Genomic DNA, 24,064 nt, shown 5'->3' with positions numbered 1-24,064 from the left:
TTGACTTTCCGGTAATTTTTCTTTTGAAGCATAACGAATTTTTTCATAAATACCTTGAATACTTGGAATCGCTTCTTGTAATTGTTCTATAATTAGCTCTTTCCATTGATAGATTCCTGCACTATACCATGAAACTACGACAAATCCATCGTACCAATCAATCGTAATTCCACCAAGTCCATCTCCTTCACCATTAAATAAACGAAAAGATGTTGTACTGTCATCCATCATTAAAGAAGAACGTTTTTTTGCAGCTTTTTGGAATAAGCCTTTTACAAATTGAGGAGTTAATTTCTCGCCATCATTTTTAGAATAAACCCAACCAATTCCTTTATGTTGGAATCCTACATATGCCATTGCTAAAAATTCTTTTTTCTCATCACAAACACGTACACATTCCCCTTCTTTTGCATCAAGTGGTCGTGCTAAATCCTCTTGATTTAATAAAGGGGAGCCTTTTTTGACTAATTGAGCTGCTTTTGTTTTTAAAATAATTTCTTTCATCTATTGATCATCCTTTTTAATTTCATTCCTTTACTATCTTAAAACAGTTTTCACTAGATTACAAATTCATCAAAAAAGATTTCTCATGTGTAGCAAAACCATCATTCATCTATTTAAGTGGTAATTCTTGCTATTTAAGAGAAATCTTACTTATTCTATTCTGTTTCTTCTTTTCCTGGGAATGTTAGTGTAAAGGTTGTCCCTTTTCCAACTTCACTTTCTGTTTGAATCGTACCATGATGACTCTTCATTAATGAATGAACAATGGCTAATCCAATGCCGGATTCTCCATATTTTGTACTCTTTCTAGAAACATCCGCCTTATAAAATCTTTCCCAGATAGCTTCGACTTCTTTTTCATTAATTCCAATTCCATCATCAATAATTTGAATGATTGCATGATTATCTTCATTCCAACCTTTAATCAAAATATGACCCTTATCTGTAAATTGATTTGCATTCTTTGTCATATTTACTAAAATTTGAATAAAACGATCATAATCTGCATACACTGTAAAGTTATCTGGACATTCATATTTTAATTCATTTTCTTTATTCGAAGCAAGCTCTTGAAGTTGATCTACAACATTTCTCAATGCTTCTGCTCCATTGAAATTTTGTTTCACTAATACAATTTGATCAGAACGAATTTTTTCGTAGTCCAGATTTTCATTGACTAAGCGAATTAAGCGTTGCGTTTCATTCGTAATTAATTCCAAGCTTCTCTCACGACGAGTCTCTGGAATCATATGGTGAATTAAGCCTTCCAATAGTCCATTCATCGTTGTAAGTGGCGTTCTCATTTCATGGGCTACATCCATCATTAATTGTCGTCTTAAATTTTCTTGTCGTTCAATTTCTTGTTCAGATTTCTGTAATGACTCTGCCATCTTATTAAAGTCCATTACTAAATCATCAAATTCATCTCGTTTTTGAGTCGGTAGCGAAATATCATAATTTCCTTCAGCAATTTCGTGTGTCGCTTTTCTTAAGCGATTAATTCTTCTTGTTTGATAATTAGCAAATAAGACACTCAGAATAACTCCTGCCACTGCTGCTGATGAAAATCCTACTAAAATTGAATTTCTTAATTCTGCCATTTCCGTTTCAATACGACTTAATGGACTAGAAATCGCTAGAAATCCATTATAAGTTTGATTTTTAAAAATTGGATAATAAATCGTCACTAAATCTGCTGCTTCACCTACAAAGTTATGTTTTGTTTGCTTCATATTAATGGCAGAACCATCTTGTAAATGTTGTAATTCATCATCCGTTAATGAGCTTTTTACATTTAATACCGTTGCTGGATAAGTCATTTTATTATCTTTATCAAAAATCGCTACACCTAAATGTTCATCTTTCAACAAAGATAAACTACTGCTAATTTCATCGGCTGTTAAATCATGCACTAAAATTGCTTTTGCATATCCAAATAATTGTTGAGAACGTTGTAGGAAAATTTTATTTGTCATAACATTATAAAACAACAATCCACATACGATAACAGATACTAATACAACGGATAAAAAACCTACTAATTGTTGGTAAAAATATTTCATCTTCTAAATCCCACTATCATCAAATTTATATCCAACACCCCATACAGTTTGGATGACATGAGGACCCACTGCTTCAATTTTTTGACGTAATTTTTTAATATGTGCATCAATCGTACGTTCATCTCCAAAGAATGGATCTTCCCAAATCTTCGTTAATAAATGCTCTCTTGAGAATACTTGACGAGGATGTTGCGCCATTAAAACTAATAAATCAAATTCTTTTGGAGTTAACCCTTCAATTTCTACCCCATCAATAAAAGCTTCATGAGTTTTTGTATTAATCGACACATGATTTGTTTCAATATCAAATTGACCTGAACTAATTGGCGTTTCACTAGAAGCACTACGTCCAATACGACGATGTAATGCTTTAATACGAGCCATCATTGTTAATGGACTAAATGGTTTTGCTACATAATCGTCGGCACCAATTTCTAAGCCAATAACTTGATCACTTTCTGAATCTCTTGCTGTTAACATCACAATAGGTACTTGCTCATTCACTTGTCGAATTTGGCGACAAATTTGCATGCCATCCATTGATGGTAAATTTAAATCTAAAATCACTAAATTCCATTTTTCTTGCTGATTCATAAAAGCATCATAGCCTTCTTTTCCATCATGATAAAACTCTGCTGTCCAACCTTCTTTTTCAAAAAACATTTCCATCATTTCACATACTGCTTCTGTATCTTCAATCATTAAAATATGCATCTTACTTCCTCCTTTGAGATGATTTCATTGTTAGTATACCGTAAGTTTATGAATCCGTTAACTAAAAAGTATGAAGATTTTGTGAAGATGAAAAAAGAGACGACCAAAGTCGCCTCAGAATTTTTCAATTTATTTTGTTTGTATTATGATTTTTTGAAGAACTTCCAACAAATGAGCCCAACAATCATAACAAACACGACTCCCACAATCATCATCGCTCTATAATGCTCGACCGAAATTACCCCACATGGCTCTGGAGCTGAAATTCCACCCATCCGTTCTGTATATTTTTCACTTAAATAAGCAGCTAAGACCTTTTGCGCTGTTTCATATGGATATAGCGTATCAAATTTTAATGTTCCTGCTTTACTCTTCATTTGACCTTCTTCAAATGGTAGTGAGTGAATGAGTATGCGATACTCATCATCTGCTAACTTCACTAAAACAATTGGATCCATCATTACTTTCGTTGATTGAATATAATATAGGGCTTGAGGAGAGATTGATTGCTCTTTTAGCACCTTTTCTATTTTTTGATCAAACGGTTCTTCTCCTTCTTCGTATTCACCTACAGAAGTAATATCCCATTTTCCAATTTGTTTTTCTTGTTCTGCAACGCTCTCTGCACTCATCAATCCATTTGCTACAGCTTTTTTTGCTTCTTCTCTATCAAAATCCTTAACAATATCAAATCGAATCTCTATTTTTGCTTGTCGATGAGTAGTTGGAACAAGCCAATAATATTGAAGTGACCCCAAAAAGTTAGACTTTTTGGGGTCACTTCAGTTCACACTCTTAGCTCTTTCCCATCTAAACCTATCAATCTTTTTCTTGTAATTTGAATCGTAAAATATTCAATTTATCCATTTGTTCATCACTCCATGGTGAACGACGTCTGGAGATTTCTTGATATTGTCTAGATAATTGATCTTGCTTCTTCTTACTTCGTTGAATTTCTTTAAAAAATTCTCTTGCAGATTTTCTTAAAGCACCTTTTTGAAAAATGACCCATTGTTCCGCTAAATCACTCGTTGCTACAGACACTTGAATGACTTGCGTATTCATTTCGCTAACTGTTCTCTCAATATATTCATCTGCCGTTTCATCTTCTGCTGTAAAAATAACTTTCACTTGGGAAGATTCAAATGACTGAGTAATGCCGGGAACAAATTGTGCATCAAAAACAATCCACACTTCAACCTGTTCAAATTTTCTAAAATTAGCACAGTGATGGATGAGTAAATCACGAGCACTTTCTAAGTCTCCTTGTTTTTTTAAAGTAACTAATTCAGGCCATGCACCAATCATATTATACCCATCAATGATATATAATTGTTTCTTCATAAATCACCTATTAATGACGAGAACGGAAAACTTCATACATCATTAAAGCACTTGCGACACTCGCATTTAAACTTTGAACATGTCCAGTCATTGGAATAGTAATCATTTCATCTACGGCATCTTTGACAATACGAGAGACACCTTTTCCTTCATTCCCCATCACAATCGCAATTGGTCCTTTTGTATTCCATTGACGATAATCCGTCCCTTTCATATCAGTTCCAAACACCCAAATGCCACGTTCTTTTAATTGTTCAATCGTTTGAGTTAAATTCGTCACACGAACAACGGGAACATGCTCGATAGCCCCAGTAGAAGCTTTTGCTACAGTAGATGTTAAAGAAACACTTCTTCTCTTTGGAATAATAATTCCGTGTACCCCTGTAGCATCTGCCGTACGTAAAATACTTCCTAAATTATACGGATCTTCAATTCCATCTAAAATTAAAATAAATGGATCTTCATTTTTTTCCTGAGCCTTTTCAAAGACATCTTCTAAAGTTACATATTCATAAGCTGCAATCGAAGCAACCACTCCTTGATGGACAACTTCCCCAACAAGATCTTGTAATTTAGCTTTCGGTACATTTTGAATTTGAATACGATGTTCCTTTGCTAAATCAATAATCGGAGTAATTTCCTTTCCAGATAAAGCTTCTTGAATCCATAATTTATTCACACGTTCTGGTTGTTGTAAAGCTTCTCTTACTGCATGACGTCCATATACAAAATCTGTGGACTCTTGTTCATTTGAAGAACTTTCCGGTGTATATTTTGGACGAGGTGCTTTAGCCTCTTTTTTGAAGCCCTTTGGTTGACTTCCTTTTCTTCTATTCGAATTTTTTTCTTGTCTAGCCATGTTTTTCCTCCACTTGTTGAATACACCATGCAATCACTTCATCTAATCGCTCTTTTTGTCCACTTAAATATAAATAGCCAATCATCGCTTCAAATCCTGTCGACATACGATACGTAATGACATCCGCATTTTTTGCCTTAGTATGACTTTTCGCATTTCTTCCACGTTTGAAGTATTCTAATTCTTCTTCTGATAAAAATGACTCGCTATCCAACATTTGTTGAATTAAATTCGCTTGAGCCTTGGCAGAAACATAACGAGTAGCTTCACGATGCAAGACATTTGGTTTCGTCTTTCCAGTTCTTAACACATGTTGACGAATATATAATTCATAAATACCATCACCCATATAAGCTAATGTTAAGCCATTTAATAAATGCCAATCTTTAATGATTTCCATTATACTCTTCTCCATCTTGTTCCTTGAGCAGTATCTTCTAACACGATTCCTTGAGCTTTCAATAATTCTCTAATTTCATCGCTTCGTGCAAAGTTTTTCGCTTTTCTTGCTTCTAAACGTTCGTCAATTAATGCTTGAATTTCATCATCTACTAATTCTTCTTGAACTTCTTTCATTCCAAAAATCGCAAATAATTGTTCAGCTTTTTGTAATAATTTTTCTAAAATAACACGGGATACTACTTCACGCTCTAAATATACATTCCATTCTTTTACGAATTGATATAAAACAGTGATACCATTAGCAGCATTAAAATCATCATCCATTTCTTCTTTGAATTTGCCTTCTAATGCTTCAAAACTAGCCCATACATCTTGATCATCTTCTAATGACTCAACTACATTCTCTAAACGATAACGTGTATTGCTAAAAGTTGTTTGAATTTTTGACACATTGGCTGTTGCTTCTTGTAATGAAGACTCGCTGAATTTTAATGGTCTACGGTAGTGTGCACTTGCTAGGAAGAAACGTAAAATTTGAGGATCAATTTCTTTAATAATATCGTGAACTAATACGAAATTACCAAGAGATTTACTCATTTTTTCGCCATCTTCACCCATTGTTACAAAGGCATTATGCATCCAATAACGAGCAAATGGATGCCCTGTTTTTGATTCACTTTGCGCAATTTCATTTTCATGGTGTGGGAAGGCTAAGTCTTGTCCGCCACCGTGAATATCAATCGTATCTCCTAAGTGTTTCGTAGCCATTACAGAACATTCAATATGCCAACCTGGGCGACCTTTGCCCCAAGGAGAATCCCAACTAATTTCACCTGGTTTAGCACTTTTCCATAACGCAAAGTCTAATGGATTTCTCTTTTTGGCATCATCTGCACTTTCCGTTCTTTGGCTAGCTCCTACTTGTAAATCTTGAATACTTTGATCACTTAATTTTCCATAATCTTTGAATTTTTCAGTGATGAAATAAACATCTCCACCAGATTCATACGCTGCTTCTTTTTCGACTAATGCTTTTACAAAGGCAATAATATCATCCATTGTATTCATAACTGTTGGATTTAAAGTTGCTTTTTTAACATTCAGTGCTGCTGTATCTTCATAAAAAGCTGCAATATATTTTTTAGAAACTTCTTCAGGGGTCATTCCTGTTTCATTTGCTGCTTTAATAATTTTATCATCCACATCTGTAAAATTAGAAACATAGTTCACATCGTAGCCACGGTATTCAAAATAACGACGAATCGTATCAAATGCAACCGTACTTCTTGCATTTCCAATATGAATATAATTGTAAACGGTTGGTCCGCAAACATACATTTTTACTTTTCCTGGTTCTAGTGGTTTAAATTCTTCTTTTTGACGTGTTAACGTGTTATATACTTGAATCATAATTTCCTCCATATAATTCTGTGATTTCTTGCTCTTCTTTTGAATGAATTCGAACAACTTTAGCAGGTAATCCTACTGCTGTTGTATGAGCTGGAATATCCGTTAGTACTACTGCTGCTGCCCCAATTTTGGCACCTTCTCCAATCGTAACTGGTCCAATGACTTGAACGTGAGCAGACAATAATACTCCATCTTCAATGGTTGGATGACGTTTCCCCGTTTGCTTTCCTGTTCCGCCTAATGTAACTCCATGGAACATTTTCACATCATCTCCAATAATCGCTGTTTCTCCAATGACAATTCCCATTCCATGGTCAATAAAAAATCGACGACCAATTTGAGCTGCCGGGTGAATTTCAATTCCAGTAAAAAATCGACTAAATGTACTCAGCATGCGAGCAAGAAGTCTACATCGGCAAGTAGTATGTAACCAATGTGCTAGTCGATGCATCACAGTCGCATGATAGCCTGGATACGTTAAAATAATTTCTAAACTACTTCGTGCCGCTGGATCGTTCTTTTTATAGGTTTCCATATCCTCTTGAAAACGTCCCATCTCCTCACTCTCCTTTACTCGTACTATTTTTTTATTATAGCATATTTTCTACCTTTTTTTCGCTTTCTCAAATTAAGAAACTAAAAAAAGACTTTTCCATACAGAAAAGCCTTTTTATATTCTCTCATAGACTAACGGTCAAACAATTTTTTTACGAATGAAACATCAAAGCCCCTTGCCACATCACGAAAATCATCCTTGTATACATCCCTCATCAAAAAAGTAAAAAACAGAAAAATTATTTTCTGTTTTCATACGGCAATACTAGGTTCAAAATGACCCCTGCTAATGCACATAATGCTGTACCTGATAATGTCACAGGACCTAATTCTAAAATTGCTCCACCTAATCCTAACACTAGCATCGAACTCGCAATAATCAAATTACGCACTTCTCTAAAATCCACTTGCTTTTCAATTAACACTTTCAAACCATTACTTGCAATAACCCCATACAACATAATGGACATTCCACCAAGCACTGCATTTGGAATAGTAGAAATTAACGCTGTGAATTTTCCAAGGAAACTCAATCCAATCGCAAATAATGCTGCATTACGAATAACTGAAACACTCGCAATTCTTGTCATCCCTACAACCCCAGTATTTTCACCATAAGTCGTATTTGCAGGTCCACCCATAAATGCTGAAACTGAAGTAGCAATTCCATCTCCAATTAATGTACGATGTAAACCAGGATTTTTCAAAAATTGTCTACCACAAATTTGACTTAAAACAGTATGGTCTCCAATATGTTCTGCAATGGTTACAACAGCTACTGGTAAAATCGCCCAAGTTTCAGGACCAAAATACCAATGGTATTCTTTGAAAAATCCATTTGTTGAAAATGGTAAATATAACTGTGGAATCGCAATCCAATCCGCTTTTAGTACTGGAGTAAAATCAACCAAACCAAGCAGTACAGCAGCAATATAACCTCCAATAATCCCAAATAGGAATGGAATAATTTTTAAAAATCCTTTTGCTTTTGTATTAATAAATGCTGTAATTAAAAATGTAATCATCGCTACTGTAATTTGCTGAATAGTACCATCTTTAATAAAGCCAGCATTTGTCACTGCAGAATTTGCTAATCCTAAACCAATTACCATAATCATTGGTCCAATCACAATCGGTGGTAATAAACGATCAATCCATTTTGTTCCAATTAATTTAACCGCTAATGCTACTACTACATAAACAAGACCTACAAGAACAACCCCTGACTGAGCGGCTGAAACATCTCCATTCATTTGCTTCATCGCAAATGCCATCGCTGAAATAAATGCAAATGAAGAACCTAAGTACACTGGTACTTTAAATTGAGTTGCTACCATATAAATCAGAGTTCCTAAACCTGACGCAAATAATGCTACAGAAACAGGCATTCCTAAAATTAATGGCACTAAAATCGTTGCCCCAAACATTGCAAACACATGTTGCAAGCTTAGTAATAAGCCTTTGGCAAAAGGTGGATTTTGATCCACATCAAGTAATAAGTTGACTTTTGAAGTTTGTAACTCCATCATTTCCTCTTTTCCGGGCCTTTTTGTGCATACAAAAAAGCAACCCTATCAAATTTTGTTTGCAAAAGGGCTGCTTTCATATAGAAGAATTCTCTCTATGCATAAAAAATTCTCCTAGAAAATATAAACTTGAACTATGATCGCCTTTTTCACCTCACGGGATGAATTTAAAAGCCCTCGCTATGCGAAAGTATACTAGACTTTTCACAAAATAACAAGTAGTTTTTTCGTTTATTTAAAAATTTGTCAAATGTAAAGTTTTAATGTACCTTTACACCAAAAATATCTCTTTTAATATTAATTGTAATTTGTATAAAAATGTATTACACTACAACCATAAACAGGAAGCGATTTCTAAACAACTCTTTCATGTTTATATTATTTAATTTCCAAGTATTTAATATCTATTTTTAGACTTAATTAATTTAAATGAAAAAGGGTGAATATATGAAAAAGAGATTATTGACTAGCTTGATAACCGTTTTAGGAGTAGCCTTATTATCTTTTCTAAAAAATTATATGAATGTATCACTAGTAATGAGCGCAGTAATTTCCTCTGTTTTTATAGTTTTAGGTGTATTGATGATTGAATTTCGTTATAACAAATAATGCTGAAAAAGGTTGTATCTCAGACATAAGTGAGAAAGTTAACAGTAAGTTTTTCGCAACTTGGAGTGCGTATAAAAAAGCAGGGACAAAATAATTGCCCCTGTTTTTTATCTTTCTATACCATCTAATTCAAAAATTTTCTGTTGTCCATAAATACTAGCATTTCCATTCACGACAAATGCGACAATACATACAATGGCTGCATATGGCATCATACTATATCCGAATACTTCACCGATAATAAAAATAGGGGCTAGCCAAGTGTTTGTCGCACTTCCAAATACAGCTCCGTAACCTAATCCTGCTGCTACCATTGGAGAAATTCCTAACCACGAACTCATCACAATTCCTAAAGAAGACCCAATTGAAAAGAGTGGAGTTACTTCCCCACCTAGAAATCCTGCACTAAGGGAAAATACTGTTAATCCTAATTTTAAAATCCAATCTTGTACATAAATTGTCTCACTATAAAAGCTAGCATGAATTAAATTCGTCCCTAATCCTGCATAACGACCACTGCCAAAAGCTGCGATTAAAATACTGACAATAATTCCTAATAAAAATATTCTTAGAGTTGGACTTGGAATTTTACTACTCCAATATTTTTTCAAATATGCCAAACTCATGCTAAATAGTCTTCCGGTTAATCCAAAAGCAATTCCCAGCACTACCATTTTAAATAAAGTTTCATCGAACTGAATTTCTACAGGAATTCCAACTATAAATTTCTCTAATCCTAAACTTTGAGCTACATTCATCGAAATAAAACTGGACAACAATGCATAAAATAATGCATCAATTTGCAATTGACCGACAATCATTACTTCAATCGCAAAGAAAGTCGCTGCTAGAGGGGTCCCAAATAATCCAGCAAAACCACTTGCCATCCCAATCATTAATAAAATTTGGCGATTTCTTTTAGAAGAAAACCATTGTTGAAACTGATTCGCAACCGTTGCTCCTAATTGAACCGCAACTCCTTCACGTCCCACACTTGCTCCAAATAAATGAGCTAGCCATGTTCCAATCATCATAAAAGGAATGAGCCATTTTGAAATACGATTGTCTTCTCCTTGTCCAATTCGAAAGACAATATTCATTCCTTCTACTGCATTTTTCCCGTATTTTAAATAAACTTTATGGAATAAAAATCCTACAATTGCTAAAAATGGAATCAAATACCCAAAATACTCTACCCGTAATTCTGATACTTTTAATAACACTTGCCCAAAAAAGGACGTTAAAACTCCAGTAATCACTCCGACAATGACACTAACAATTCCTAGTAAAATTTTTTCCTTGATTTTACATGAATTCACTACATAACCTCCTTGAATAAAAAAGGCTGGAGAAATCTCTCCAGCCTCCTAATTAACCTTCAACTTTTTAATCTAAAATTGTGAACTTTTCAATAAATAATGGACTTACTGAACGGTTTTCATGAATACGTCTAATCGCTTCAGCCATTAATTGATCCACGCTAACTTGTACAATTTTTCCGCCTGTTTTTTCTTCAGGAACTTGAATGGAGTCCGTTACAACTACTTCTTTAATTACAGAAGCGTTTAAACGATCTAATGCTGGACCTGATAATACAGGGTGAGTACAACAAGCATAAACTTCTAATGCACCCGCATCTTGTAAAGCTTGAGCTGCTAGTGTAATGGTTCCAGCTGTATCAATCATATCATCGATTAATACGGCAACTTTCCCTTTAACATCCCCAATAATATTCATCACTTCTGCAACATTTGCTTTTGGACGACGTTTATCAATAATCGCAATTGGAGCATGTAAGAATTCTGCTAATTTACGTGCACGAGTTACTCCACCATGATCTGGTGAAACAACGACGATATCTTTATCTTTGAAATTATTTTCTAAGAAATAATTGGCTAATAATGGAGCTCCTAATAAGTGATCCACTGGAATATCAAAGAATCCTTGAATTTGAGCAGCATGTAAGTCTAATGTTAACACACGGTCAGCACCTGCTTGTGTAATCATATTTGCTACTAATTTTGCTGTAATTGGTTCACGTGATTGAGCTTTACGATCTTGACGTGCATATCCATAGTACGGTAATACAACGTTAATTGTTTTTGCACTTGCACGACGTAATGCATCGATCATAATTAATAACTCCATTAAGTTATCATTTACTGGATACGATGTTGATTGAACAATATAAACATGATCTCCACGAATACTTTCATCAATGTTAATTTTAATCTCTCCATCACTAAACTGAGTAACGGATACTTTCCCTAATTCTACCCCGACTTGATCTGCAATTTTTTGAGCTAATGGACGATTTGAGCTTAATGCAAAAATCTTTAAATTTGGATCGGAATAATGTTCCACAATGATAACCCCCGAAGAATTTTATTTTTGTTTTTTCACTACTATAATAATAAACGTTTTTGATTCGTTTTTAAAGAACTAAATGTATATTTCTATGAATTTTTTTGAGCTGAAGGTAATTTTTCAGCATAGTTTTCTTTATTTTCTTGACGAGAACGAGCAATGGCTAATGCTCCATTTGGAACGTCTCTTGTAATTGTAGAACCTGCTGCAATAAAGACATCATCTCCAATTGTAACAGGTGCTACTAAATTCGCATTACAGCCGATAAACACACGGTCGCCTACAGTGGCTCTATGTTTATTTTTACCGTCATAGTTTACAAAGATTGTTCCACAACCAACATTAATTTCTTTTCCTAAATCAGCGTCTCCTACATACGTTAAATGACCGACTTTTGTTCCTGCTCCTAATGTTGTATTTTTCACTTCTACGAAGTTTCCAATGTGAACAGAATTTCCGATAACAGATTTTGGACGAAGATGTGCAAACGGACCAGCATTACTATAAGCTTTCATTAATGACTCTTCAATATTTGAACTTGTCACTGTTACATAATCTTCTAATACAGAATCACGAATCACACTACCTGAAGTGACGTGACAATGTTGTCCAATCATTGTATCCCCTTTTAAATAAACTCCTGGTTCAATGACTGTATCTGAACCAATCACTACTTCTGAATCAATGTACGTTTGCTCAGGGTCAATTAAAGTGACCCCATTTCTCATATGTTGTTCATTAATCCGTTGACGCATTGCTTTTTCTGCTTTTGATAAAGCAACTCGGTCATTAACGCCCATTCCTTCATCAACATTTGGCATTTGATACGCGGAAATAATTTCTCCACGATTTTTCAAAATTTCTAATACATCTGGTAAGTAATATTCCCCTTGAGCATTATCATTTCCAACTTCGCTTAATGCGCTAAATAGAGATTGATTATCAAAGCAATAAGTTCCTGTATTAATTTCTTGAATCGCTGCTTCCTCTGGAGTAGCATCTTTATGTTCTACATTTTTTAAAACTGTCCCATCTTTCTCACGAACTACATGTCCATATCCAGTCGGGTCATCTACCCAAGCTGTTAAAATAGTCGCTTTTGCTTTTGTATCTTCATGAACTTTAATTAATTGTTCAAAAGTTTCTGCAGTTAATAGCGGTGTATCTCCACAAACAACTAAAGTAGTCCCTTCTTTATCTTTCAACAATTCTTCTGCTTGTAAAACAGCATGACCTGTTCCTAATTGTTCTGCTTGTAAAGCATAAGAAACACGTTCTCCTAATTGTTGTTGTACCATTTCTGCACCATGTCCAACAATGGCTACAATCGTTTCTGCTCCCGCACGTTCTACTTGATCTACCACATGCTCTACCATTGGTTTTCCACAAACTGGATGCATCACTTTATAAAGTTCAGATTTCATTCGTGTGCCTTTTCCAGCTGCTAAAATAATTCCGTATTTTTGATTCATATTATCCCTCGCAAGTTCTATTTTTACTTCTTTATAATAGTAAACTATGATGTTTTTTGCAAGAAAGTGTCTTGAATATGGGTAAATTTATAAAAAAGGTTCGAATGACATATTTCTATCATTCGAACCTTTAATATTTTAACGTTCTTTATACAACTGAATTAATTCTTTGGAAAATAATTGGACCATTTCAGTCATTGCCATTTGATCTTCAGCATGGATAAAGAGTAGAGATAGTTCAGTCTTTTCTCCTGCAGCTTCTTTTTGAATTAAATCTGCATGAATTTTATGCGCCTGAACAAAGCATTCTTCTGCTTCTGTTACTTTTTCATCAGCACCTTTGAAATCTCCTTTTTTCGCTAATTCCACAGCTTCCATATAAGAAGATTTTGCTGCCCCACTATTTGCAATTAACTGAAAACATACTAATTCCATATCCTGAGACATATTATCCCTCCACTAAAGCCAATGCTTGGTCTAAAACTTTAGGTCCATTCATCATGCCATAATCTCTCATATCAATTGCAGCAACTGGAATATCTCCTGCTAACGATTTCACATTTTCAAGTTCATATCGAATTTGAGGACCAATTAAAATAACATCCGCCTCTTGTAAATTTTTCTTAGCTTCTGTTAGTGACTTGGCTTCAATATGTGCTTCAATAGAACGTTCTTCGGCACTTGATTGCATCTTTTTTACTAACATACTTGTAGACATTCCTGCATTACAAACTAATAATATATTTTTCATATTAATCACTAACCTTCGTATTGATTTTCCATGACACGATCATGAACTTTGATAAATGGAATATAAATTAGAACTCCTAAAACGAGAATAATTGCTTGAACAACTACCGCTCTCCAGTCACCACCAGTTGATAAGAATGAGCTAGCAAAAATTGGTGTAGTCCATGGAACTTGTACCACACTAGGACTCATTAATCCAAGACTTGTAGCAACGTAACTAATTAAAATACCTAAAGCTGGAACACCGATAAATGGAATTGCCATAGATACGTTATAAACGATTGGATAACCAAATAATACTGGTTCATTAATATTAAATAATCCTGGAGCAAATGCTAATTTTGCAACATTTCTACTTGCAGCATTTTTACTTACTAAGAATGTAGCAATTAATAAACAGATTGTTGAACCACTACCACCCATTAATGCATATGTTTGAACTTGTGATACATTAATAATATGTGGAATTGCTTCTCCAGCATTATAAGCAGCTGTATTTTCAAGAATGTTGATAATTAATAATGGCTCTAAAATAGAACTATAAATAACGGCTTGGTGAACACCAAATAACCATAACATATTTCCTAATGAATAAAGAATGATTGCTCCCCATAGCCCTGTACTTACGTGACGTAATGGTTCTTGAATAAATGTAGTAATCAATGTAATTAAGTTAGTTCCCCAAATATTGAACAATAATGTTGAAACTAAACCAAATACTGAAACTACTAAAATAACTGGTACTAAAACATTAAATGATTTTTCAACTGCAGGTGGAACATTATCCCCTAAATGAATTTTCAATGCTTTAACACGTGTAATTTTAATAAATAATTCTGAGGCTAACAACGCAACAATAACCCCAGCAAACATTGCTCCAGTACCTAAATTAGAAAATGTTAACACTCCAGATACTGAAACAGGATCTTTTGCTCCGTTTGCCACTACTTGAACGGCATTTGGCATCATCGCAATTAGTGAAACTGCTGAAATCATAGATGCTGCTAAAGGATTTTCATATTCACGGTTTTGTGCTAAATAATAACCAACCATTACTGCAATTAAAAGACTTGAAATATTCAATGTTCCATTTGCTACAGTAATTCCCCAATATTGAACATTTGACAATGTAGCCGGATCTGAAATAATCCATTTAAATACAGTATTATTTAATAAAACAACCAACCCTGCAAGAATATAAAGTGGCATTACTGTTGCAAATGCATCTCTTAATGTTTTTAGATGAATTTGGTTTCCTAGTTTCCCAGCAAACACAACAAATTTATCTACAAATTTTGAATTTTCCATGTTTATTCCTCCATTATAAATATTTATCTACATCAATCGTAAATCCATTTTTATTACTTACTTCTTTATACCAATAACCCGATTTTTTAATCGTTCTTTTTTGCGTTGCTAAATCTACCGAAATAAATCCATAACGATTTTTGTACGCATTATTCCAAGACCAACAATCAAAAGCTGTCCATGTATGATAACCGAAACAGTTACTTCCTTCTTCTATCGCTTTATGCAACCACAATAAATGCTCTTCATAGAACTCAATACGATAATCATCCTGAATCATTCCTTGTTTATCAATAAAACGTTCTTCACCTTCAACACCCATTCCATTTTCACTAATAAACCATGGGATATTGTGATAATTCTTTTGAATATTTTTGGCAATATCATAGATTGCTTTAGGGTAAATTTCCCATCCTCTATAAGGATTTACTCTACGTTCTTCCCACTCATAGTCTGAGAAATATTTATCTGGCATCCATTTTCCATTAAAAGAATTTGAACTTTCAGGAGCTTGAACTCTTTTTGGATGATAGTAATTCACTCCTAGAAAATCTACCGTATTCTCTTTTAAAATATTGAGCTCATCTTCTGTGTGTTCCCAAAGCACTCCATCTCGTTCTAATATTTCTACTAGATTTTCTGGAAACACTCCATTCACAGCCGGCTCTAAAAATGAACGGTTGAAAAAATCATCAGCAAAATAACCTGCCTCAACATCCTCTTTTGATGAACTTCTTGGATAAGCAGGCGTTAAATTTAAAATAATTCCAATTTTTCCATTTAAATTTAAGCTACGATATAATTGAATCACTTTCGCACTAGCTAAATTTAAATTATAAATAATTTGCACTGCTTCTTTTCCATAATATTTTTTATTTGGATAATGAAATGCGTATAAATATCCTGCTTCTGGGATTACCATCGGTTCATTAAAAGTAGTCCAATACTCTACTACATCTCCGAATTGTTCAAAACAAGTTCGAGCAAATTTTACAAACAAATTGACTACATGCTTACTTTCCCAACCGCCATATTTTTTCAATAAATCAATTGGCATATCAAAATGGTGTAAATTTAGTACTAATGTTATTCCATGACTCTTAGCTTCTTGGATAACGTTACGATAAAACTCTACTGCTCTTTCATCTGCTTCTCCCGTTTCGAAGTCTTTAATCAATCGACTCCATTGAATTGAAGTTCTAAAAGAATTAAATCCTATTTGCGTCATTCTCTCAAAATCTTCTTGATAGTGATGATAAAAGTCACTGGCTACTCCTGGACCAACTTGATTAAAAAATACTTCTGGAGATTTTCTATACCAATAATCCATTACATTTTCATGAATTTTATCTGTACTGCCTTCTGTTTGAGGTCCACTTGTAGCTGCTCCCCACCAAAAATCTTCTGGAAATACAATATTTTTATCCATATTTATCCTCCTTCCTTAAATATTTACACCATTAGTATATCACTTTATTTTTATTTGTCTAGACATATTTTAAAATTACTATAGTCATATAACATTATTTGTTGATTGTTGATTATGTGTTTGCTATAATTTCCTTATTAAAATTGAAGGAAAATAAACATGAGTACAAAATATTTAAAAATATATCAACAACTACGTGAAGAGATATTGCATCAAGATACTCCCTCTAGTACGCAATTACCAGATGAAATTTCATTAACAAAAAAATTCCATTGTAGTCGTATGACCGTAAAAAAAGCTTTAGATATGTTAGTAGATGAAGGATTAATTTATCGCAAACGTGGGCAAGGGACTTTCATCATGCCTCAAGTAGAACAAAAGCATAAAATTATTGTCCCAGAAAGAGATATTCAAGGCTTAACAAAAATTTCTAAACAATCACATGCACAAGTGCGTTCAGAAATTATTCATTTTAAATTAGAGTTCGCTACTAAAAGCATCTCAGAAAAATTACAAATTCCTGAATCTTCGCCTATATACAATATATTTCGATTAAGAATTATCGATGATAAACCTTATGTTTTAGAGCAAACTTATATGAGTACTGATTTAATAAGTGGTATTACCGAAGAAGTTCTTCATCGCTCTATCTATTCTTATATAGAAGATACTTTAAAACTACGTATTGCTAGTGCTATGAAAATTTTACGAGCATCTATTAGTACGGAATCAGATCAAAAACATTTACACTTATCTCCTACTGAACCTATTTTTGAAGTGGAACAAATCGCCTATTTAGACAATGGAACACCATTTGAATACTCTATCTCAAGACATAGATACGATTTATTTGAATTTAGTTCATATGGATTAAAAAAATCATAAAGGAGCCGACATCATGCAACCTATCTTTTTAAAACCAGTCCTACAAGAAAAAATTTGGGGCGGTAAAAAATTACAAACAGAATTTAACTTAACATTGCCAAGTGATAAAGTTGGTGAATCTTGGTCGATTAGCGCTCATCCAAATGGACAATCAACTATTCTTTCACCTGCTGAATTTCAAGGGATGACATTAGCAGAACTATATGCTGAGCATGCAGAATTATTCCATCAACAAACATTGCCAACATTCCCTCTATTAATTAAAATTTTAGATGCAAGTGATGATTTATCTATTCAAGTACACCCAGACGATGCTTATGGATTAGAACATGAACACGAGTTAGGGAAAAATGAATGTTGGTATGTTATTTCTGCTGAACCGGGTGCAAAAATTGTTTACGGACATACCGCACAAACAAAAGAAGAATTTGTCCAATTAATCCAAGAAGAAAAATGGAGCGAATTATTTACAGAAGTTCCTGTCAAAGCAGGAGATTTCTTCAATGTTCCAAGTGGAACCATTCATGCTATCGGTAAAGGAATTGTCATTTTAGAAACACAACAAAACTCTGATACTACTTACCGTGTTTATGATTATGACCGAAAAGATGATGCAGGAAATCCTCGTCCATTACATATTCCACAAACCATTGATGTAACAACAATTCCACATCAATTACCAAGTTTTGAACAAACAATTGAAAAAACGGATGATGAGACGATTACTCATTTTATTACAAATCGTTATTTCTCTGTTTGGAAGTGGGAAATTGATGGTACTTACGCTACTACACTAGATGACAACTACTACTTAGCAACTGTTATCGAAGGTGAAGGAACACTAGAAGTAAATGGCGAACCTTTCGAACTGAAAAAAGCAGATTCATTTATTTTACCAACACCTATTCATGATATAACTGTAAAAGGAAATCTAACACTAATCGTTTCTCGTTCAGAAGAATAAGACAAAACAAAAGAGTGAAATCAACTTTTATCGATTTCACTCTTTTTTACTTTATCCTAATAAATACAAAATTACTGCAACAATAATACTTGTCAAACCTACTAATGCTTCGTAAGGAATTAATTTCATACGATCTTCAATAGTCATAAAGACTGAGCCTCCTGTAGCATGGAAGAATGAGCCATGAGGAAGAGAATCTAGCACTGTTGCCCCAGCATGAATCATTGCCGCTGCTGCTACTGCAGGAACTCCAGAAGAAACTAAAGGAGCTGCAAACGTTTGAGAAGCAATCGTAGAACCAGCTGTTGTAGAAGCTGTAGCTGCTCCCATTAAAATACCTGATAATGGTGCTAAAACAAAGGATGGCATATTCAAAGCTTCCAATACATGAATCATATCCACTTGTAGAGAAGAAGCTTTAATAATTCCCGCAATCGTTCCTGTTCCAATTAATAAAATCGATACACCAATTACTTTACTCAATCCAAATTCAGTATATTCTACGGTATGTTTTGAATGCCCTGTTACTAAAATCGTTACTAATCCACCAATTGGTAATGCAATTAAAGGATCCACGCTTACTCCGACTAATGAACGTAAAGCTAATAACGCAATGACCACAACAGGTCCAAGAATCGCTTGGAAAAATGGCACAGAAGTATGAAGTTCTGTGTCTTCTTCCATATCATCAAAAGCATGATCGACTTTCTTTGCTAGAAATCCTGCTAATAAAATACTCACAACTAATGCCACTAATGCTGGAATAATATTTTTAGCCATTAAAGCTGTTAAATCTAATTGAAATGCTTCTGAAGCAGCAATCGTATTTGGATTTGGAGAAATAATATTTCCTGCTTTTCCTCCACCAATCATCGCTAATAAAATACCTGCTTTTGATAAATTTGCTTTTTTTGCAATCGCAATAGCAATCGGTGCTACTGTAATAACAGCAATATCAATAAATACTCCCACTGCACAAATAATCATTGTAGCAATCGCAATCGCTGCAACAGCTCTTTTCTCCCCTAACTTCTTCACAATTGTTTCAGCAATCGTTTCAGCAGAACCTGTTTTAATTAAAGCTCCTGCTAAAATACCAGAAGTCATAATTCTTAATACCGGAGACATCATTCCTTGTGCTCCTGTTACCATCGCACTAACAGAACCTGCTAACCCTGCTCCGCCAATCACGCCTCCTACTAAAGCTCCTAAAATTAAACTATAAGCTGGATGAACTTTTTTAATAATCAGTATAATTGCGAGAATCAATCCAACTAAAGCTCCTAATGTACTAATTTGACTAACCATTTTATTTTCCTTCTTTCATCATTTCTACTACTCTAAAAACTTGTTCCACTGTATCAACCATATTTTGATGAGCGACTTCTTTATTCATTGCCTCTTTGAGTGTTATAACTTCTCTTAAAATTGGGAAAAATGCATCAATTCGATGTTGATTACATTCTTTTGCATCTGGTGTAACAGCTCCTGCAAAAGCTAACACTTTCTTTTGATGCTTTTTAGCTAAGGTTGCTACTCCTATTGGAGCTTTTCCTAATGCCGTTTGTCCATCAAGTCTTCCCTCACCTGTTACAACAAAATCAGCAGTTGTTATTAATTCTTCTAATTTTGTTTCTGTTAATACAATTTGAATACCTGATTCTAACGTTGTATTAGTGTAGGTTAAAAATGCAAATCCCATACCGCCTGCCGCCCCAGTTCCGGGATAAAATCGATCCGCATGAGAATTAATGTTCTTAGACAATTCAGCATAGTGTAATAATAATTGATCCAATTCTTGAACCATTTCAGGAGTTGCTCCTTTTTGTGGACCAAAAATAGCACTGGACCCATTTTCACCACATAATGGATTCGTTACATCACAAGCTACTTTGAAGGTACATTCTTTTAATGTTGGATGTACATTGCTCTCTTCAATACTCGCTAATTCTCTGAGTCCATTTCCTCCATAAGAGATAGTCTTTCCTTCTCGTGTTAGGAAATCATATCCTAATGCTTGTAACATCCCAACTCCACCATCATTTGTCGCACTTCCACCAATTCCAACAATAAAATATCGACAACCTCTTTCGATTGCATCTAGAATTAACTCACCCACTCCATAAGTAGTCGTATTCATCGGATTGCGGCTTTCTTCAGAAACTAATGTAATTCCTGCTGCTGCTGACATTTCAATAATGGCTGTTTTACTCAAATCATCCTTTGATTCAATAATTCCGTAAACTGCTTCTACTTTCTCTCCTAATGGTCCTGTTACTTCTTTTGTAACAAAGACTCCTCCCATTCCTTCGACTAAAGCTTCAACCGTTCCTTCCCCACCATCTGCTAATGGCCGAACCACTACCTCTGCATTTTGATGAACACGTTTAACTCCTTCTTCTATCGCTTGACCAGCTTCCATAGACGATAAACTTCCTTTGAACGAGTCAATGGCAACAACAACTTTCATATTTAAGCCTCCCATTTCATAGTTTGATACATCATTATAGCAAACGCTTACACATTTGCATAGTGCTTGTAAAATATTTCTTAAAGTTTCAAACAAAATTCTTTTAAAAATAAAAAAAGGATGAGAAAACTCACCCTTCTTCAAATTTCATTTTATTATTTGTTCGCTAATAAATCACGGATTTCACGTAAGTAATCTTCAGCTTTTGGTTCTGGAGCTACTTCTTTCACTTCTTCTTTTCCACCTTTAGCTAAATCTTGAACAGCGTTCATACCTTTAACTACCATGAAAAGAACAAAACCTACGATTACGAAGTTAATAACTGCAGCTGCAAAAGCACCTACACCAAGTGTAGCTGAACCGATTTGAACAGATACTCCTGCAATTGAGTCTGCTTTGAATACCATCGCAATAACTGGTTCGAAAATGTCTTTTACTAATGAATCAACGATCGCTTTGAAAGCTGCCCCGATGATTACTGCAACTGCTAAATCAACAACATTCCCACGCATTAAAAACGCTTTAAATTCTTTTAACATTATGATTCCTCCTATATTTCAATATTGACCTTGAATATATTACAGGAATTTTTCGGATAATGCAACAATTATGATTTCTGTTATATTATTTTTTGTATATAATTCCCAGGAGTATAAGAATCAACGTTAAATAAAGGTGTATCACCAGCTGACAACTGTGCTAATAATGCTCCAATCCATACCCCTGAAGTTAATCCTGAAGATCCTAAACCACTAGCGACAAATAGTGTTTCTTCACCAGGAATATTCCCGAAAAATGGTAAAAAGTCAGAGGTATATGCTCTTGTTCCAATTCTACTTCCTAACCATTTAGCTTCTTTTAATGGTGGAAATACTTCACACGCTTCTTCATACATTTTTTGTTGTAATTCTTGATTATCTGTTAAATCAAACCCTTGATCATTCTCATGTGTCGCACCCACAATAATTTTCCCATCTTCAAATGGTAATATATCAATCTCCCCATGCAACATACAAACGGGCCAGTCATCTGTTGCTTCGGTTGTCTGTAATTCTAATTCAATTAATTGTCCTTTTTGCGGTCGTACATCTACATAATAGCCTAACGGTTCGATTAACTCTTTAACCCATGCTCCACTTGCTACGATGATTTTGTCGAACTCTTCTAGTCCGCTAGTTGTCTTAACGACTACTTTTCCTTCTTCATCTCGTGTCAAGTTCACTTTTTCTTGTTTGATGCTTGCACCATTTTGCTGTGCTAAATATAATTGCTGTTCAACTAATAGTTTCCCATCAACTCTTCCACCACCAGAACAATGAATCGCTCCATGAGTTCCGTTCCATCCTGGAACGTAAGAGGAGATATCTTCTACTTCAATTTTTGTTAATTCACCAATTCTAGGTTCTTCTTTTCTTCTATCAGCAGCAATTTTTTCTAACTTTTCTAATAATTCTGGAGTCTTTTTAAATACTAGCGCTCCTACTTGTTCATACGGCAATTGAGTCACACCATCTGCTTCTAGTTGTGCCATTAATTCTGGATAGTAAGAAGCTCCTCTTGCTGTTAATCGATACCAATCTTTATTTCTTCTTTGAGATAGCCATGGGCAAATAATGCCCGCTGCAGCTTTCGTAGCTTGTCCCAATCCATCATCATAAACAACTAATTCTACTTCTGAATTTTTCGATAATTGATAAGCTGCTGTTGCTCCTACAATTCCTGCTCCAATAATTGCAATTCTCATCCTAACTCCTCCTTAATCTTTTCGATTCCATTGATGTTCTTGTTCAAAAACTTCTGCAATTTGTAATAATAAATCTTCTCGTCCTTTTGCAGCCATCACTTGTACTCCAATTGGTAGTCCTTCTTGTGTGCAATAAATTGGAAGACTAATTGCTGGTTGCCCAGTAATATTGGCTAATTGCGTAAAGGGTGTTAACTCTAATGTTTTTTCAAACATTTTCCAAATAATTTCTTGCTGTTCTGTTACTGAAAATTGTTCAATGGACTCTAGTTCTTCTCGAATAGATTCCCTCATTGGATACTGATCATGTTTTGGAGCGACATCATTTACAGATGGTGTTAGAATCACATCATATTCTTGATGACATTCTTGCAGTTGTTTTGACCAATAATCCCATTTGTTTAATGCTTTACTATAATCTTTTGCTAAAATATGTTGCCCCGATTGATAAATACCCCATGTCATTAATTCCATATCTTCTTTTGTAAGTGGACGTTGTATCATTTTTTCAATTCCATCCATCATTGCAGCTGTTTCCACACTATTCATCATATAGTAATTTTTCATTACTTCGATACCATCTACTGGCCATTTGATTTTTTCGATATAATGACCTTTTTCTTGTAAAAATTTCACAGCTCGATTCAAAGCATTTTTTGCGGAGTTTTCGACCTTGTTTCCAATTGGTGAATCTTCTATGACTGCAATTTTCAGAGGTCGTTCAATTACGGCATAGAGCTGATGTTTTGATAATTTTGGCATGATAAACGGGCTTTCCATTTGTTCTGCTTGTAAGACTTCCAGTAATCTTCTGGTATCACGAACTGTTTTGGTTAAGGCAAAATTTACAGAAGCACCTTGCCAGCCACGATAGCCATTTGGACCAACAGGGATTCTACCACGACTTGGTTTTAATCCAATTAATCCTGTAAAACTAGCTGGAATTCGAATAGAGCCTCCACCATCACTCGCCATCGCAATCGGAACCATTCCACTAGAGACTGCACTTGCAGCACCGCCACTTGAGCCACCGGCATTACGACTAATATCATAAGGATTTGAAGTAACTCCCCACAAGCTTGGTTCTGTCATGTTTTTAAATCCAAATTCAGGTGTGTTCGTACGACCAATAATCACAAATCCTGCTTCTTCTAGTTTATTGACTAATGTATCTTGATGTGTTTGAAGGA

Annotated in this window: 23 protein-coding genes and 1 pseudogene; 2 read left to right on the top strand and 22 right to left on the bottom strand. The window is 34.5% G+C overall.

The window, feature by feature from the left end; genetic code table 11:
* The 17 genes and pseudogenes from RYL55_RS05325 to RYL55_RS05245 all read right to left on the bottom strand — a co-directional run.
* Positions 1-504 (bottom strand): annotated as a pseudogene (locus RYL55_RS05325) (class I SAM-dependent rRNA methyltransferase); the annotation flags it as partial.
* 155 nt (positions 505-659) lie between these two features.
* Entirely contained in the window at positions 660-2,066 is a 1,407-nt protein-coding gene (locus RYL55_RS05320) for a HAMP domain-containing sensor histidine kinase (RefSeq protein WP_315007920.1), read from the bottom strand.
* A 3-nt stretch (positions 2,067-2,069) separates the two neighbouring features.
* The gene (locus RYL55_RS05315) at positions 2,070-2,780 is read right to left on the bottom strand and encodes a response regulator transcription factor (RefSeq protein ID WP_314403481.1); all 711 of its coding nucleotides are present in this window, start codon (positions 2,778-2,780) and stop codon (positions 2,070-2,072) included.
* 143 nt (positions 2,781-2,923) lie between these two features.
* Positions 2,924-3,538, bottom strand: coding sequence for a hypothetical protein (locus RYL55_RS05310; protein ID WP_315007918.1), 615 nt, complete (start codon positions 3,536-3,538; stop codon positions 2,924-2,926).
* A 61-nt stretch (positions 3,539-3,599) separates the two neighbouring features.
* Complete coding sequence (locus RYL55_RS05305) at positions 3,600-4,124, bottom strand: NYN domain-containing protein (protein WP_315007917.1); 525 nt, start codon at positions 4,122-4,124, stop codon at positions 3,600-3,602.
* 10 nt (positions 4,125-4,134) lie between these two features.
* Positions 4,135-4,983, bottom strand: coding sequence for a 23S rRNA (guanosine(2251)-2'-O)-methyltransferase RlmB (gene rlmB, locus RYL55_RS05300; protein ID WP_315007915.1), 849 nt, complete (start codon positions 4,981-4,983; stop codon positions 4,135-4,137).
* On the bottom strand, positions 4,976-5,398 hold the full coding sequence (locus RYL55_RS05295) for a Mini-ribonuclease 3 (RefSeq protein WP_399544693.1): 423 nt from the start codon (positions 5,396-5,398) through the stop codon (positions 4,976-4,978). The genes rlmB and RYL55_RS05295 overlap by 8 nt, the downstream gene beginning before the upstream one ends.
* Complete coding sequence (gene cysS, locus RYL55_RS05290; RefSeq protein WP_315007913.1) at positions 5,383-6,795, bottom strand: cysteine--tRNA ligase; 1,413 nt, start codon at positions 6,793-6,795, stop codon at positions 5,383-5,385. Before cysS ends, RYL55_RS05295 begins: the two co-directional genes overlap by 16 nt.
* Positions 6,779-7,351 carry a serine O-acetyltransferase EpsC gene (epsC, locus tag RYL55_RS05285; protein WP_315007911.1) on the bottom strand — a complete coding sequence of 191 codons (573 nt, stop codon included), beginning with the start codon at positions 7,349-7,351 and terminating at the stop codon, positions 6,779-6,781. The genes cysS and epsC overlap by 17 nt, the downstream gene beginning before the upstream one ends.
* Before the next feature lie 238 nt (positions 7,352-7,589).
* Entirely contained in the window at positions 7,590-8,876 is a 1,287-nt protein-coding gene (locus RYL55_RS05280; RefSeq protein ID WP_315007909.1) for a solute carrier family 23 protein, read from the bottom strand.
* A 716-nt stretch (positions 8,877-9,592) separates the two neighbouring features.
* The gene (locus tag RYL55_RS05275) at positions 9,593-10,804 is read right to left on the bottom strand and encodes a chloride channel protein (RefSeq protein ID WP_315007907.1); all 1,212 of its coding nucleotides are present in this window, start codon (positions 10,802-10,804) and stop codon (positions 9,593-9,595) included.
* A gap of 67 nt (positions 10,805-10,871) precedes the next feature.
* Positions 10,872-11,852: a ribose-phosphate diphosphokinase gene (locus RYL55_RS05270; protein WP_315007924.1), complete on the bottom strand. Its 981-nt coding sequence runs from the start codon at positions 11,850-11,852 to the stop codon at positions 10,872-10,874.
* Between the two features lie 89 nt (positions 11,853-11,941).
* On the bottom strand, positions 11,942-13,324 hold the full coding sequence (glmU, locus tag RYL55_RS05265) for a bifunctional UDP-N-acetylglucosamine diphosphorylase/glucosamine-1-phosphate N-acetyltransferase GlmU (RefSeq protein ID WP_315007905.1): 1,383 nt from the start codon (positions 13,322-13,324) through the stop codon (positions 11,942-11,944).
* A gap of 138 nt (positions 13,325-13,462) precedes the next feature.
* Positions 13,463-13,771: a PTS lactose/cellobiose transporter subunit IIA gene (locus tag RYL55_RS05260; protein WP_315007903.1), complete on the bottom strand. Its 309-nt coding sequence runs from the start codon at positions 13,769-13,771 to the stop codon at positions 13,463-13,465.
* A gap of 1 nt (position 13,772) precedes the next feature.
* Positions 13,773-14,075, bottom strand: coding sequence for a PTS sugar transporter subunit IIB (locus RYL55_RS05255; protein WP_315007902.1), 303 nt, complete (start codon positions 14,073-14,075; stop codon positions 13,773-13,775).
* An 8-nt stretch (positions 14,076-14,083) separates the two neighbouring features.
* Positions 14,084-15,382: a PTS sugar transporter subunit IIC gene (locus RYL55_RS05250; RefSeq protein WP_315007900.1), complete on the bottom strand. Its 1,299-nt coding sequence runs from the start codon at positions 15,380-15,382 to the stop codon at positions 14,084-14,086.
* Between the two features lie 13 nt (positions 15,383-15,395).
* The gene (locus RYL55_RS05245) at positions 15,396-16,811 is read right to left on the bottom strand and encodes a glycoside hydrolase family 1 protein (protein WP_315007898.1); all 1,416 of its coding nucleotides are present in this window, start codon (positions 16,809-16,811) and stop codon (positions 15,396-15,398) included.
* Positions 16,812-16,970: 159 nt separating this feature from the next.
* On the opposite strand from RYL55_RS05245, the gene RYL55_RS05240 reads away from it, so the two are divergent.
* Together RYL55_RS05240 and manA are read left to right on the top strand one after the other, a co-directional pair.
* Positions 16,971-17,696, top strand: coding sequence for a GntR family transcriptional regulator (locus RYL55_RS05240; protein WP_315007896.1), 726 nt, complete (start codon positions 16,971-16,973; stop codon positions 17,694-17,696).
* 10 nt (positions 17,697-17,706) lie between these two features.
* Positions 17,707-18,660 carry a mannose-6-phosphate isomerase, class I gene (gene manA, locus RYL55_RS05235; protein WP_315007922.1) on the top strand — a complete coding sequence of 318 codons (954 nt, stop codon included), beginning with the start codon at positions 17,707-17,709 and terminating at the stop codon, positions 18,658-18,660.
* Between the two features lie 51 nt (positions 18,661-18,711).
* Here manA and RYL55_RS05230 read toward each other — a convergent pair whose 3' ends face one another.
* The 5 genes from RYL55_RS05230 to RYL55_RS05210 form a co-directional block, all read right to left on the bottom strand.
* A complete protein-coding gene (locus RYL55_RS05230; protein WP_315007894.1) occupies positions 18,712-19,968 on the bottom strand; it encodes a GntP family permease in 1,257 nt (418 codons plus the stop codon).
* A gap of 1 nt (position 19,969) precedes the next feature.
* The gene (locus tag RYL55_RS05225; RefSeq protein ID WP_315007892.1) at positions 19,970-21,130 is read right to left on the bottom strand and encodes a glycerate kinase; all 1,161 of its coding nucleotides are present in this window, start codon (positions 21,128-21,130) and stop codon (positions 19,970-19,972) included.
* Positions 21,131-21,285: 155 nt separating this feature from the next.
* Positions 21,286-21,669 (bottom strand): large conductance mechanosensitive channel protein MscL, encoded by a 384-nt coding sequence (mscL, locus tag RYL55_RS05220; RefSeq protein ID WP_314112912.1) that lies wholly within the window; start codon positions 21,667-21,669, stop codon positions 21,286-21,288.
* 80 nt (positions 21,670-21,749) lie between these two features.
* Complete coding sequence (locus RYL55_RS05215; RefSeq protein WP_315007890.1) at positions 21,750-22,874, bottom strand: FAD-binding oxidoreductase; 1,125 nt, start codon at positions 22,872-22,874, stop codon at positions 21,750-21,752.
* 12 nt (positions 22,875-22,886) lie between these two features.
* Positions 22,887-24,064: amidase (locus RYL55_RS05210; protein WP_315007888.1), on the bottom strand; the 1,178-nt coding region annotated here is incomplete at its 5' end.

Source organism: uncultured Granulicatella sp. (assembly GCF_963515615.1).
GTDB lineage: Bacteria > Bacillota > Bacilli > Lactobacillales > Aerococcaceae > Granulicatella.
The sequence above is the reverse complement of the archived record's forward strand: the minus strand, read 5'-3'. Positions and strand labels throughout refer to the sequence as shown.

Excerpts from the sequence above, each read along its gene's own strand:
- RYL55_RS05320 (WP_315007920.1), bottom strand. The coding sequence starts at position 2,066 with ATGAAATATTTTTACCAACAATTAGTAGGTTTTTTATCCGTTGTATTA.
- RYL55_RS05315 (WP_314403481.1), bottom strand. The coding sequence starts at position 2,780 with ATGCATATTTTAATGATTGAAGATACAGAAGCAGTATGTGAAATGATG.
- RYL55_RS05305 (WP_315007917.1), bottom strand. The coding sequence starts at position 4,124 with ATGAAGAAACAATTATATATCATTGATGGGTATAATATGATTGGTGCA.
- rlmB (WP_315007915.1), bottom strand. The coding sequence starts at position 4,983 with ATGGCTAGACAAGAAAAAAATTCGAATAGAAGAAAAGGAAGTCAACCA.
- RYL55_RS05295 (WP_399544693.1), bottom strand. The coding sequence starts at position 5,398 with ATGGAGAAGAGTATAATGGAAATCATTAAAGATTGGCATTTATTAAAT.
- cysS (WP_315007913.1), bottom strand. The coding sequence starts at position 6,795 with ATGATTCAAGTATATAACACGTTAACACGTCAAAAAGAAGAATTTAAA.
- epsC (WP_315007911.1), bottom strand. The coding sequence starts at position 7,351 with ATGGGACGTTTTCAAGAGGATATGGAAACCTATAAAAAGAACGATCCA.
- RYL55_RS05280 (WP_315007909.1), bottom strand. The coding sequence starts at position 8,876 with ATGGAGTTACAAACTTCAAAAGTCAACTTATTACTTGATGTGGATCAA.
- glmU (WP_315007905.1), bottom strand. The coding sequence starts at position 13,324 with ATGAATCAAAAATACGGAATTATTTTAGCAGCTGGAAAAGGCACACGA.
- RYL55_RS05260 (WP_315007903.1), bottom strand. The coding sequence starts at position 13,771 with ATGTCTCAGGATATGGAATTAGTATGTTTTCAGTTAATTGCAAATAGT.
- RYL55_RS05255 (WP_315007902.1), bottom strand. The coding sequence starts at position 14,075 with ATGAAAAATATATTATTAGTTTGTAATGCAGGAATGTCTACAAGTATG.
- RYL55_RS05250 (WP_315007900.1), bottom strand. The coding sequence starts at position 15,382 with ATGGAAAATTCAAAATTTGTAGATAAATTTGTTGTGTTTGCTGGGAAA.
- RYL55_RS05245 (WP_315007898.1), bottom strand. The coding sequence starts at position 16,811 with ATGGATAAAAATATTGTATTTCCAGAAGATTTTTGGTGGGGAGCAGCT.
- RYL55_RS05240 (WP_315007896.1), top strand. The coding sequence starts at position 16,971 with ATGAGTACAAAATATTTAAAAATATATCAACAACTACGTGAAGAGATA.
- RYL55_RS05230 (WP_315007894.1), bottom strand. The coding sequence starts at position 19,968 with ATGGTTAGTCAAATTAGTACATTAGGAGCTTTAGTTGGATTGATTCTC.
- RYL55_RS05225 (WP_315007892.1), bottom strand. The coding sequence starts at position 21,130 with ATGAAAGTTGTTGTTGCCATTGACTCGTTCAAAGGAAGTTTATCGTCT.
- mscL (WP_314112912.1), bottom strand. The coding sequence starts at position 21,669 with ATGTTAAAAGAATTTAAAGCGTTTTTAATGCGTGGGAATGTTGTTGAT.
- RYL55_RS05215 (WP_315007890.1), bottom strand. The coding sequence starts at position 22,874 with ATGAGAATTGCAATTATTGGAGCAGGAATTGTAGGAGCAACAGCAGCT.